The sequence below is a fragment of the Flagellimonas myxillae genome, from assembly GCF_023502235.1.
In the GTDB taxonomy this organism is placed as follows: Bacteria; Bacteroidota; Bacteroidia; order Flavobacteriales; family Flavobacteriaceae; genus Flagellimonas; species Flagellimonas myxillae.
Genome location: NZ_JAMFLY010000003.1, coordinates 475,715 through 488,314, shown reverse-complemented (window position 1 = coordinate 488,314; position 12,600 = coordinate 475,715). Strand labels below are relative to the sequence as shown.

9 protein-coding genes are annotated in these 12,600 nt (G+C 36.1%); 3 read left to right on the top strand and 6 right to left on the bottom strand.

Features of this window, described 5'->3' with window-relative positions:
• Window positions 1-154 precede the first annotated feature (154 nt).
• From M3P07_RS14815 to M3P07_RS14790, 6 genes are all read right to left on the bottom strand, one after another.
• Window positions 155-742, bottom strand: coding sequence for a Crp/Fnr family transcriptional regulator (locus tag M3P07_RS14815; RefSeq protein ID WP_249970708.1), 588 nt, complete (start codon window positions 740-742; stop codon window positions 155-157).
• Between the two features lie 139 nt (window positions 743-881).
• Window positions 882-1,703, bottom strand: a complete 822-nt coding sequence (locus tag M3P07_RS14810) for a CPBP family intramembrane glutamic endopeptidase (protein WP_249970707.1) — start codon at window positions 1,701-1,703, stop codon at window positions 882-884.
• A gap of 169 nt (window positions 1,704-1,872) precedes the next feature.
• Window positions 1,873-2,604 (bottom strand): cysteine hydrolase family protein, encoded by a 732-nt coding sequence (locus M3P07_RS14805; RefSeq protein ID WP_249970706.1) that lies wholly within the window; start codon window positions 2,602-2,604, stop codon window positions 1,873-1,875.
• Window positions 2,605-3,116: 512 nt separating this feature from the next.
• Complete coding sequence (locus tag M3P07_RS14800) at window positions 3,117-3,476, bottom strand: VOC family protein (protein ID WP_249656882.1); 360 nt, start codon at window positions 3,474-3,476, stop codon at window positions 3,117-3,119.
• A 42-nt stretch (window positions 3,477-3,518) separates the two neighbouring features.
• Entirely contained in the window at window positions 3,519-3,662 is a 144-nt protein-coding gene (locus M3P07_RS14795) for a hypothetical protein (RefSeq protein WP_249656883.1), read from the bottom strand.
• 29 nt (window positions 3,663-3,691) lie between these two features.
• Window positions 3,692-4,477, bottom strand: a complete 786-nt coding sequence (locus M3P07_RS14790; RefSeq protein ID WP_249656884.1) for a helix-turn-helix domain-containing protein — start codon at window positions 4,475-4,477, stop codon at window positions 3,692-3,694.
• Between the two features lie 257 nt (window positions 4,478-4,734).
• Here M3P07_RS14790 and M3P07_RS14785 point away from each other — a divergent pair, with 257 nt between their 5' ends.
• The 3 genes from M3P07_RS14785 to M3P07_RS14775 all read left to right on the top strand — a co-directional run bounded on the left by M3P07_RS14785 (window position 4,735) and on the right by M3P07_RS14775 (window position 12,538).
• Window positions 4,735-10,521 carry an ATP-binding protein gene (locus tag M3P07_RS14785; RefSeq protein WP_249970705.1) on the top strand — a complete coding sequence of 1,929 codons (5,787 nt, stop codon included), beginning with the start codon at window positions 4,735-4,737 and terminating at the stop codon, window positions 10,519-10,521.
• Window positions 10,511-11,560: a response regulator gene (locus tag M3P07_RS14780; RefSeq protein ID WP_249656886.1), complete on the top strand. Its 1,050-nt coding sequence runs from the start codon at window positions 10,511-10,513 to the stop codon at window positions 11,558-11,560. The genes M3P07_RS14785 and M3P07_RS14780 overlap by 11 nt, the downstream gene beginning before the upstream one ends.
• 270 nt (window positions 11,561-11,830) lie before the next feature.
• Window positions 11,831-12,538 carry an isochorismatase family protein gene (locus M3P07_RS14775; RefSeq protein WP_249970704.1) on the top strand — a complete coding sequence of 236 codons (708 nt, stop codon included), beginning with the start codon at window positions 11,831-11,833 and terminating at the stop codon, window positions 12,536-12,538.
• Window positions 12,539-12,600 lie beyond the last annotated feature (62 nt).

The window sequence follows — 12,600 nt, the reverse complement described above, 5'->3', positions numbered from 1 at the left end:
AAATTCTTAGAATTGCAGGGTATACTTCATGAACCATTATACAGCGGAGTTCCTACAACTATAACTATGGTCAACCCATAATCCTTTTATTGATTATAGGTCAAAACTATAATGACAATATTGAAAAACTCTTAAGATAGCTTAAGAAAGAACTCTAGGAGTTTTTTTTACGTAAGTGACTTAAAAATTCTGGAGTAATCCCTAAATAAGAAGCGATAATATACTGTGGAACTCGTTGTTCAATATCTCTATACGTTTTTATGAAATCCGTATATCTCTCATATGCCTCATCACTCATGCTATTAATTATGCGCTCTTGCATCGAAACATATGCGTTTTGAAACTTCATGCGGAAAAAGTGTGAAACTTCGGGGACTTCAAAATAGAGCTTTTCCAATTTCAACCGAGGAAGTAAAATCAGTTTAGTTTGTTCTAAGGCCTGAACATACATTCTTGATTCCTTTCTGCTCAAATAACTATACAAATCATTTATCCACCATTCTTCAATGCCTAATTGTAATGTATGCTCTTGGGCATTCTCATCTAAATAAAAACTCCTCATACAACCCTGGACAATGAAGTTCATGGTATTTGACCTATCTCCTGGTGAGATTAAAAAATCCTTTTTTTTAAGCTCCTTGAATTCAATTACTTCCGAGATTTTTCCAATATCATATTGACTTAGTTCGATGTGATAGTTTATATGATTAATTAACAAATCTATTTGATTAGCTGTTGTCATTTCTCAACTTTTACCCAGTTCCAGAGATAGAATTCAATTAAAATCTTGTTTTCATTTTAAATGGCGTCCTAAAAGTTAAGAATCATTATCAAATAATGATAATCAATAAAACCTAGCATACAACAAATGCGCTCCAAGTTCACAATTTATCCTGAACTTGCTCTAAGTCAATCTTTTTAAGCATTAATAGACCAATAATAAACAAAGGCAAGAATATGATTATTGGTAAAAGTCCTCCCAAAATTTGCTCCGTCAAACTAGGAAGGGGGTGGGATTCTGAAACTATGTCTTCAGTATTTTGTAATCCCGGCAATGTACCAATCAAAAAGAAAAAGTTGATGAGGCCATGGGTGATGGCCAAGGGTATCAATTTATTCGTTTTCAATACCAAAACACCAAAGAAAAATCCAATTAATATGGCATAAATCGCCTGACCTATCACTTGTGGAATATTGTCATTCACCATTAAATTAATCAGATGTGAAGCCCCGAAGAACATTGCAGAATAAAGAACACTTTTAAAGAGTCCTTTCCGTTTTGACAAATACTTTTGAATAAAAAAGGGCTGAAGAAATCCTCGAAACATAAATTCTTCGGCAAATCCTACAGATAGACAAGCAAAAAGCAACAACAGGAGGTTTAATATGTTTATGCCTGACATATCCTTGCCCATAAAACCTAAAATACCGATAATAAAAAGGTAGACCGGTATCAGATTCAGAAGTTTGGACGTCCATCCGTACTCTGAGGACAATCCGGATAGAGCTATTAACTTCAATCGATATACTCCCGCCAGTGCAACCATAAAAATCAATGACATTTTAATTGTAAGCGATACATTTTCCAATTGGAATTCAGACAACAAAGTATTGGCAAGCATGACATCAATTGGAATGATCATGATTAGGAAAATAATACCAATTATGGCAATACCGATATAAAGTGGAGATTTATTTTTCATGTCAAATAAGGTTCTATTCGTAAACGAATGGGTAAAGCTAATGTTACAATCCAGCCATCATTGAGTCAACAGTGGGTTCATATTCAGCCGGAATTTTGTATAAGCTACAAAACGATAAAAGGGCAGGGCTTTCACCCTACCCTAACACACTAAACACAATTGCACTTGCTTACCTAAAGAGCGATTGAAACTCTTCAGTAGTGTATACATGACTCGCCACAAATCTGTAATTGATTTCAGCCGCCAAATTTCCATCATAACCCGGGGCGACAGCTGAAGCGGTTGCATCTTTGACTACTGCCACTTCAAAACCATCTTCCAATAATTCCCTTAAATGCGATTCAACACAAAGGTTTCCTGACATTCCTGCTAATACTACTTTATCGATTTTTTGCTTTCTCAACTGAAGTGACAAATCATTTTGCTCAGGACCATAGACTTTATGGGGACCAACAACGGTCACAAAGTCTTTTTCAATATATTTCTTATATCTTGGCAACCAATCGGCTCCTGACCCCTCAAAACCTTCTTTGTTCAATTGGTCACCGCGGTCGAACATCCCTATATCATGCATTAATTTTTCAAGCGCACCTTCAAATTGCCATTTATGGTCGTGTTCATAATAATAATGTGGCGAGATAAATACTTTTATACCATTCGCTTCTGCTATTTTGAACAAGGTCTCCAGGTTTTCGACGGTATTGTTCTTTATTACACTTTCTCCAATAACACCCCATGTAACTCCCTGCGGACTTAAAAAGTCATTCTGAGGATCCGTAATAACAATTGCGGTTGTTTCATCCACTTGGAAACCTGGATCAGGTATCTGTGCATTTAGTCTAAAACTTGATACTACCATGATGGTCAATATCAGTAATGTTTTGGTAATCCTGTTTTTCATTTTACTTGATTTTACGTTAAACGTTCAATTAATTTTTGATAGGTTTTATGGTGATCTTTTATTCACCTTTGGTAATTGCGATGGTTTATTACCATATCATTTACAGTCCCAAAAGTAGCTTGTGAATACACCCAATAATGTGCTATCCTGACCGGAATGTTGTGTGATTGCTTTATTCCTATCGATATGAAAATTTAACCCCATAGAACAAAAAATCACCTAAGGAATAATCCAAAGGTGATTTTATTGGGTAAAGAAGAAAGTACCCTAAAAGCCAGAGTGTGAAGTTTCGTTTATGCTCTATGATCAATTTATCCTATACAAACCATCCATTTTCGTCGCAGTAGTATTCTGATTGGATACCAGGGTCACAATAGTTGTCATTTTGTTTACTAATATTTGGTGCCGATTTAGTCCGAAATCGAAGTAAATACAGCAATTCATTTGTAGTTTCTCTAATTGTTTTCATTTTAAAACATGACTTTAGATTATGTAGTTCAGACAAATTCAGATTATGGTCTTTTACTTATTTCCAGATTGTTTCCCTCCGGATCTTTGAACCAAGCAGATAAACTTCCATCCATATCGAAGATTTTTTGCCCTTCAAACTGATAGAACACCACACCCTTTTCCTCAAGTTCGTGTACTGTACTTTCAATATCCTGAACTGAAAAACTTAGTGCTGTATGTTCTGCCAGATTTGGATCATTTCTTTTATAAAGTAGAAATTTAGCTCCAGCTCCCTTGGTCCAATACATGTTCATTTTTTCGCTTAGGGTTTCCAATTCAAAATTTAATATCTCTGTGTAGAATGTTTTTGCCCGGTCTACGTCATTAATTGGTATTGCAGCAATAATTTCTTTGATTTTCATGACTCTTTTTTCGTTAATAATTTGTTGCTATTCCGATTGATTCTAATTCAAGCAGATGACCCAATCGAATTTAGCTTCTTCAATATCTCTTTTGATTCGTTTAAAAAGAGGTCTTAGATCATCCTCGGCACTGATCATTTTAAATCTGCTCTTACTTAACTCGTTGTGGTTTCCTCGATATTTCATATCCCATTTATTAGAATTGATGAATCTGTTTAAGAAGCAGCCAAGGTCATTTGTCTGTGTGCTTTTCTAAATTTTAAGGGAGTTATGCCATAGCTACTTTTGAAAAGCTGAGTGAAATGACTTGCATTGTCACAACCTATACCCATACCGACTTGGATTATATTATCCTCTGAATACAATAAGAGTTCCTTAGCGCGTTGCATTTTAAGACGCTTGGTAAATTGCTGCGGTGTCTCACCAGTTGTGCGTTTGAACATTCTAATGAAATGATGTACACTTAATTTTACCAGAGCTGCCAATTCTGTGGTACTGATTTGATGATCAATATGCTCCAGAACATGGTGTTTGATTTTTTGCATTTGAAATGGGGTTATTCCCATCCTATGCTCTTCTGTATTGGATAAGTTTCGGGACGTCTGTTTAACTAAATAATCAGTCATCGTTACCACCATATTTTCCAAATACCATTTATCCTCTTTGGGCTTGTAAAGCAGCTCTTGTGTTAAATAAATTGCCAACTGATTACTTAAGGCGTCATCCAAATAAGACAATTTCTTAAAGCTTCCCACTTCAAGACTTAAATCCATTTTCCCGAAAACCCCATTATACATTCCCAATACCAAAGGCCCTTCAATAACAGAAGGGTCCAGTAATTCCAATTGAAAAAGGAACTGATAGTTTTTCTTGGCATTATTTAACGCTGCTCCATTTTCCCTATCATTAATTAGGAAAAGAAAAACCGTTTTCTTGTGCGCCAATGTTCTTACCCTATTCTTGTCCCCAATAATCTCTTTAAGTTTATTCACATATTCCATAGTAGTTGTTTTTGATGATTGTCTTGATTTCTGAATTGTTGACTCAAAACTAGTTTGCCAAATATGTAATCACCAGTCAAAGTATATAAGCGTTGGTGCTTTTCTAATAATCGTAACTGAGTGCCTAAAACTTTGAAATCTCCTCAATTTTAGGTGAAATCTGAAGGAAGAAAGATCTTCTTAACGTAGCCGTTTAACTTCTTAACGTACCGCTATTTTAGCATAAATTCACTACTTTGAAGTCTAATTAATGTGCCATGCCAGCCACAAAAATTTTACATGTGGATCTTAGGAAAGATGAACAAATCAACAGGTATTTTGTTGATGAACGATTAAATGAGGAATTGGACCACGCGGCTCTAAAAACATTAAAACAACTTGGTTTTTTTGAATTTAGTTCTATTGCTGACATCACCCTTGGCGAAGACAACAATATCACTTATAGTATTCCTCCTTTCCAAACAGAATTGATTACTATACCAGAAAACAAGAATGAATTTGTTCGTTTTTTGGATTTAGCAATAGTGATATCTAAATCAATGGCTGCTGTTCATAGGGCTGGGTACCTCTTCGGCCTATTAAACGAAGAACGTTTTTTAATAGATGAAAAGGAGCGATTAATAATCGTTGGTCTAGCTGCAATTCGGAAAAAATACAATACACTAAATGCAGGAGCGTATGGAAAATCAGCATACAGATATATGGCTCCGGAATTCAGTTCCAGATCTAATCAAAATCCAGATTACAGGGCAGACTTTTATGCCTTTGGGGTTCTTTTGAACTATTGGTTGACCGGGAGCTATTTTGTTGATGCAGAAGACGAACAAGCTATTATGCACCAACACCTCACAAAAAGTTATAAAGCTTCTGAGAATTGTTTATGGCATTACACTGGTATTTACCGGATCATTTCGGGATTACTGCAAAAGAATCCCAAAGAGCGATATCAATCTACGGAAGGAATCATAAAAGACCTTGTTTCTTTAAGAGCGCTTTTGGATTTAGAGGACTTTTCCAAAATGCCGGAATTAAGTATTTACCACAATCCAGGAGTATTAAATTCCGAAGCAGTGCTTTTTGAACGTGAAAATGAAATGAGACTGTTGACTGAATGCTATGAAGAAACAAAGAAGGGTGGTGTATCCATCGCATTTGTTGAATCTGATGAAGGATTAGGAAAAACATCATTTAGCAATCAATTGAAGAATGTTGTAACGGATACTGAAGCTTGTTTTTTCAATGCTTGCTCAGATCAATTCCAATCGTCGGATTATCTGGCCTTTCACCTTGCTTTCCAGGATATTGTCCGAAGATTATTAATGAAAACTGGCAAAAGCCATGCTCAATTAAGTGCTATTTTCAAAACTGGTGTAGGCAAGGATTTATCCCTTCTTTTTGATGTCATCCCAGATTTAAAGGAATTAACAGGATTCACTGATTCCCCAGAACAGTTAAATCCGATTGAAACTCAGAATCGATTTCTCAATGTTTTTGTAAGGTATTGTGGAACATTAGGGCAACTGGGGCTGAAACGAGTGTTGTTTTTTGATGATGTTCAATGGTTTGATGAATCGTCGTTGAATTTGATAAGATATCTTACGAAATCCCAAATATCTGGGGTAATGTTCATACTGGCCTACAACAAGAAATTCGTAAATGAAAACCATCCGCTTCAGAAACTTAAGAAGGACCTCGACAAAAGTGATTATTTGGTAAATCATATACATCTCAACGAACTTTCGAAATCCGCCACAGCTGGTATGGTATCCAAAATCTTAATGGAGCAAAGTAAACCCATTAATGAGCTATCCAAAACTATATATGCTAAAACACATGGAAATCCACAGCAAATAAATAATCTGGTTCAGTCGCTATACAAGAATAATGTTCTTTATTACAATGAAGAAGAAAACAAATGGAATTACAACTTAAATGAGGTAAAACTTCAAGAAGTAAGGGAAAATGTAGTGGAGCATATTGAAGAGCAGATCAAACTGCAATCCTACCAGGCACAGGTATTACTGAAAATAGCTGCCTACAATAATGGTATTTTTGACATACCACTTTTAGCTACCATTGGAGATACCGCTCCACAAATTATAACCCTACTATTGGACATTCTTTCAGAAGCAGGACTACTGACTAAATTGGACCCTATTCACGGCACTTATATTTTCAATCACAAGAGAATCCAAAAAGTGGCACTTGAACTCACGATACCTGGGTTTAGTTTCAATAATGAACAGCTACACCATAAAATTGCATTATACAAGCTTCGAATTAACAATATCAAACACTTTGTTGAGTTAAATCAGTTTGTCAGGCATTTGATTTCTTCTAGAGAATTACTTTCCAAAAACACGGTAAACAAAGCCCTGAAGTATATTGTAAAAGCGGGCGATTTGGCTACCGCCTCCAATTCTTCAGCTTCAGCCAAACAGTATTATGAATTTGGGCTTGATTTGGCAGTAAAATTTAATTTCGTGGAATTTTCGTTTCCGATGCTTTATGGACTTGCCAAAGCACACTTTTTGATGAAGAACATTGAAAAAGGGAATGAATATGCCGATAAAGCGAGTATTGCATCTAAGAATAAGAATGAAAAAATACTGTTACTGCGATTAAAGCAGGACTTTTATGAAGCATTCACCCTTTATGACGAAAGCGTAGATGCCGGAATTTCCATTCTCAATCTGCTTAATGAAACTCTTTCAAGAAATGCAATTGACAAGGGAAATGCAATGGCCAAAAGAGTTGATGCCGAGTACAACAACCTAATGAATATACTTCAAAACAATTATTCCTTAGAGTCATATTTCGAGAAAGAAATGAATGATGGTCATGAGCGGGACCAAATGAATGTATTTGCGAATATGGTCATATCTGCAGCTCATGTAAAAAAAGAACTTTACTTATGGACAGTTCTTAAAATGTCCATTCATACATTTAAAAATGGGTTAGCAGATTCATCTTCTTTTGCTCTTGTGCATTTAGGTTCCGTCCTCATCAATGAGTTTAACCAGTTACAATTAGGCATAAAAATTATCAATCTAGGGATGAAGTTGCTGGATCAGTCAAATTCAGAAAAATACATATCCCGAGCTATATTATGTCATTACGATTTGGTAAATCATTTTAAGGAATCATACGCGTCAATTCAACATGATCTTGAAAAAAGAGTGGCTGAGCACATGAAGACCAGCAATTATAATTCCATTAACGCCTTATGCAGAGTAAGTGTAAGAAACCAACTTATTACCGGCAAAACTTTAACCGAGACTTTAAATACCTGCGAAAAGGCCATCGAGATTATGCCTTGGGAGTACAGTGAATGTTTTGGTGCGCAACTGGTTCTGATTAAAAATAGTCTTGCGAATTTGCTGTCTCAAAAGGAATTGAAAAGTTTAACCTCCGATACTGGCGCAATAGAGACGTTACGCAAAAAGAAATGCTACTTCATTCTCTCCGAACAGTACGTTTTCAAAAGTCTCACCAATTGCTTACTCGGTGATTATAAAAAGGCCCTATTTTATTTGAATGAGAATAAGAAATTTATTGGTTTGGCCACCTCCCAACCACAAGTCATACGCCAAGGTATTCTAAGGGTAATCTGTGAATTAAGTTTGGGTACTTCTCCCAAAAATGAAATTGTGGTCAATCTAGAAAAGCTGCGCAAAAAGATTGAACCGTGGTCAATTGAATGCCCTGATAATTTTAGGGCCGATTATGAATTAATTGAGTTTCTGATTTCCATATGCAACCATGATTTTAGCAAAGCGTTATTTAGACTTGAAGAAGGTATTAAATGGTCAGAAAGAGAAGGTTTAATCAATAACAAAGCACTCCTATGTGATCTAGGTAGTAAACTTTTACCTGAAGAAAACTTTGGTTTTTCAATCAAGCATCTAAAACGAGAAAAACAGCAAATTATTGAGGAATGGAAAGCTTCACTATACCCTCAGAAATTTGATGGACACTCAATATCGGCCCCAGAACAACAACCAAATCATTCTAGTTTTGACACACAAAGTCTGTTAAAGGCCACACAGGCAATTTCCGCGGAAGTAAATCTAGGTAGCCTAGTACAGCAACTGTTGAATATTGTTATGGAAAATGCTGGTGCCGATAAAGGCGCACTTATTCTGATGAAAAACGAGACCCCTTATTTAGAGTCGATTGTCAACACTAACAGCGAGAATAATTCCAGTTTCTCTGAAATTGAACTACGGAATTGCGCACAGTTACCGGTTAATATTATAGAGCATGTAATTTCAACAAGAAAAGAGTTGAGCATAGATGATGTCATAAATACTAATTATCCTAAGGAAAGTTATTTCCGCAATAATGGTGTTTCTTCATTAATTATTCTACCACTTCTAAAACAGAAAGATCTAGTGGGTGTGCTTTACTTGGAAAACAAACAAGTAAAAGGTCTTTTTACGGAAGGTGATTTGGAAATTCTTCGAATTATTGCCTCCCAAGCGGCAATCTCCATTACCAATTCATTGCTGTATGAGCAGTCCAACACCTTAAATCAGGAATTATCTTCATCCAAAGAAGAATTGGCCAAAATAAACGAAGTTCTTGAGGACCGTATTAAAAAAAGAACCGAACACCTTCAGCAAGAGATTGAAATGCGTAAAAAAGCTGAAAAGAACTTAATCTATGCAAAAAATGATGCGGACAATGCTAACAGTGCAAAAACGCAATTTCTTGCCAACATGAGTCACGAAATCAGAACACCTCTCAATGCAATAGTAGGCTTCTCACAAATTTTACTAAACCAAGGTAAAAATCTAGACTTAACCCAAAAATTTGAAAGGTATCTGAACAATATCAACCAAAGTGCAGAATCACTTTCTGAGGTAATCAACGATATTCTAGATTTATCCAAAATTGAGGCCGGCAAGTTTACAATTACCAAAGAGGACGTCAACTTAAACCAAATCGTAACCTCTGTCTGTCGCATCAACAAAGGACTAGGTAAGTCAAAGGAAGTCAAACTCATTAGTAACTTCAATGATAAGCTTCCGAAATATGTTTACACCGATGGCAGTAAACTGAAACAGATTTTAATGAACATAATCGGGAATGCCATAAAATTTACGCCAGAAGGGAAAAATGTATATGTGAATGTACAACGCGAAAATTCCTGGATTGTGTGCGAAGTTGCCGATGAAGGCATCGGCATACCTGAGAACCAGCTACAACATATTTTCAACCCATTCATACAAGCCGATGCAGGAATAGACCGCAAATTTGGAGGTACCGGACTTGGATTGACAATAACTAAAAAACTTATTGAATTGTTGGAAGGAAAAATTGAAGTTAGGAGTCAATTAGGCCAAGGTACTTCATTTAAAATCTATCTTCCTTTTGAAAAAGCCAAGAACTCTTGGATAGAAGAAAAGGAAACATCTTTAGCAGATTTTAAAATCCCGCCCAACAAAAAAATACTGGTAGTTGAAGATAATGCAATGAATCAGGAAATGATCAGAGCTCTATTTTCAGAACTTGGATCGGAAATCATGTTGGCAAAGGATGGTGAATCCGGGATTAACATCGCCAAAACATATCATCCAGAAATTATATTCATGGATGTACATATGCCAACCATGGACGGATTTGAAACTGTCAAAAGAATACGGAAAATGAACAATAAGATTCCAATAATTGGCCTTTCCGCGGATGCTTTTACAGAACATCGTGAGATAGCGTTAAATTCTGGATTTTGTGATTATCTCACAAAACCAATTCAAATAACAGAATTAGTCCGTGTACTAAAAAAATACCTTTATGTTAAGGTAGAAAACAGCTTCCCGGCAGTCAAAATTTTAAGCGAAGAAGAAAAACAGGTATTGGACTATGCTTTCAATTCACTTAATCAACTCCCTATTTTTGAAACTGAAAAGTTGGTGGTTGCAGCAGAGCCGTTGAATTCAATCCTACACCCAGATGAATTTAATAAACTGGAAGAAGCTATTTACTCGGGAGACGATGAAGCATTGAGAACCCTTTTATCAAATACCATCAATGCCCAATAAAATTGCAAAAATATTGGTGGTGGATGACAACCGCCAAGTACTGGAACAAGTCAATCATATTTTGGCCGAAGAGGGGTTTGAAATCTCATTTATACCAAAAGGTGAATTTCTGTTTCAACGATTGGACAGACAAGAGTTTGATTTGGTGTTGCTGGATGTCAATTTACCTGGAATAAGTGGCTATGATTTACTTCAGGAAATTAGAAAACATCCTAAATACCATAATCTACCTGTAATCATTATAACCGGCGAAGATGAAGACACAACCCTTACCAAGTGTTTTGCCTTAGGAGCGCAAGATTATATTAGGAAACCCATCAATCATTTGGTACTTAAAGTTCGTGTTTCATCTGTTATTTCCGCTTCACGATTTCATCTAAACCAAATAAAAAATGAACGTGAAGAAGCGCTTCAGGCAAGAATGAAAATGTTGTCATCACAAATGAACCCTCATTTCATATTCAATGCGCTTTCTTCCATCCAAGAGTTCATTTTATCCAATGAAACGGACAAAGCCATAGATTATGTTTCTGAATTTGCCGGTTTGATGCGTCAAAATCTTGAAAATTCATTGGTTCCTTACATTACTTTAGCAGATGAACTGCAATTTTTGGAAACCTATCTAAGTTTGGAACGAACTAGGTTCAATAATTCCTTTGAATTTGAAATTGTATTGGAAATTGATGAATTCCAAGATATTATGGTTCCACCCATGATTATTCAACCTTATTTGGAAAATGCCATTATACACGGACTTCGCAAAGTTGACCGCATAGGTAAACTGACATTGTTGGTCAAAGAACAAAACAATCGAATTCAATGTATCATCACGGATAACGGAATTGGTAGAAAACAAGCTGAATTAGACAATCCAAGAAAACATAGATCCATTGCAATGTCGAATATTGAAGCACGATTGGAATTACTTAATCTTGACGCAAAAATGAAAGAGTTCAAGGTAGTAATCGAAGATATTGTAGAAAATGATTCTCCTGCGGGGACCATAGTATCCCTGTGCTTCCCAAATGACCTCCACTAACCTTTGACCCTTTGCCTTTTCTTTATTGACCTGATCAATTTGATGACTTAGTTCAAAGTATTGCATTGCTTAGAACTTTAATCTTAGCTAAACGCGCCAACAATATCTTTTCCGCCTTTTAAATATTCTACCCCAAGCTCGAAATCTACGTAGCATCAATTTTCCAACATAAAGGCTAAATACAAAAATTTAAAGCGATTGTATTCCTTGAAGTTTGCTCTAAATCCAAATGGATATCAACATAGTTAATAATCTAAAAAAATTAATCTTATGAATTCTACAGAAAGAGCCATGCAAGGAAAGCGCGAGGCACAATTACCCGAAACTGGTTTCGAAATTGATGAAACAACCGCGATTTTGATCATTGATCCCCAAAATGACTTTTTGAGCACAGAAGGGGTAGCCTGGCCAGTAGTTGGTGAGAGCGTTACGGAAAATGGTACCATTGAGAACTTGGAGACCCTTTTCAAACTGGGTGCAGATAACGGTATCCATGTATTTGTTTCTCCCCATTATTATTACGAGCATGACCATAAATGGTACTTTGAAGGTGCTCTGGAAAAATTGATGCATAACATAAAGATGTTCGATCGTGGAGACCAACTGAATGTTGAGGGATTTGAAGGTTCTGGAGCAGATTGGCTTCCACAGTATAAAAAGTACATAAATAATAAAGACAATGTTACGGTTACTAGCCCACACAAGGTTTTTGGACCTGAAAACAACGATGTCGTATTGCAGTTAAGAAAACGAAAAGTCGACAAAGTTATCTTGGCAGGTATGTCTGGAAACTTATGTGTGGAATCGCATTTGCGAGAATTGTTAGAATGTGGTTTTGAAGTCGCCGTTGTTGGGGATGCAACGGGTTCCGCAAAATTACCAAACTTGGACGGTGACCTGGCTGCTCAAACGAATTACGCAATGTTGGCTAGCCATGTATTCACCACTAAAGAGTTGGTAGGTGTTGTAGAGTCCTAAATTTCCACCACCAAGAGAATCAACAACAATTAACAGGCTATTTTAGGTTGAATGGCTTCCAT

Excerpts from the sequence above, each read along its gene's own strand:
- M3P07_RS14790 (WP_249656884.1), bottom strand. The coding sequence starts at position 4,477 with ATGGAATATGTGAATAAACTTAAAGAGATTATTGGGGACAAGAATAGG.
- M3P07_RS14810 (WP_249970707.1), bottom strand. The coding sequence starts at position 1,703 with ATGAAAAATAAATCTCCACTTTATATCGGTATTGCCATAATTGGTATT.
- M3P07_RS14780 (WP_249656886.1), top strand. The coding sequence starts at position 10,511 with ATGCCCAATAAAATTGCAAAAATATTGGTGGTGGATGACAACCGCCAA.
- M3P07_RS14815 (WP_249970708.1), bottom strand. The coding sequence starts at position 742 with ATGACAACAGCTAATCAAATAGATTTGTTAATTAATCATATAAACTAT.
- M3P07_RS14795 (WP_249656883.1), bottom strand. The coding sequence starts at position 3,662 with ATGAAATATCGAGGAAACCACAACGAGTTAAGTAAGAGCAGATTTAAA.
- M3P07_RS14785 (WP_249970705.1), top strand. The coding sequence starts at position 4,735 with ATGCCAGCCACAAAAATTTTACATGTGGATCTTAGGAAAGATGAACAA.
- M3P07_RS14805 (WP_249970706.1), bottom strand. The coding sequence starts at position 2,604 with ATGAAAAACAGGATTACCAAAACATTACTGATATTGACCATCATGGTA.
- M3P07_RS14800 (WP_249656882.1), bottom strand. The coding sequence starts at position 3,476 with ATGAAAATCAAAGAAATTATTGCTGCAATACCAATTAATGACGTAGAC.
- M3P07_RS14775 (WP_249970704.1), top strand. The coding sequence starts at position 11,831 with ATGAATTCTACAGAAAGAGCCATGCAAGGAAAGCGCGAGGCACAATTA.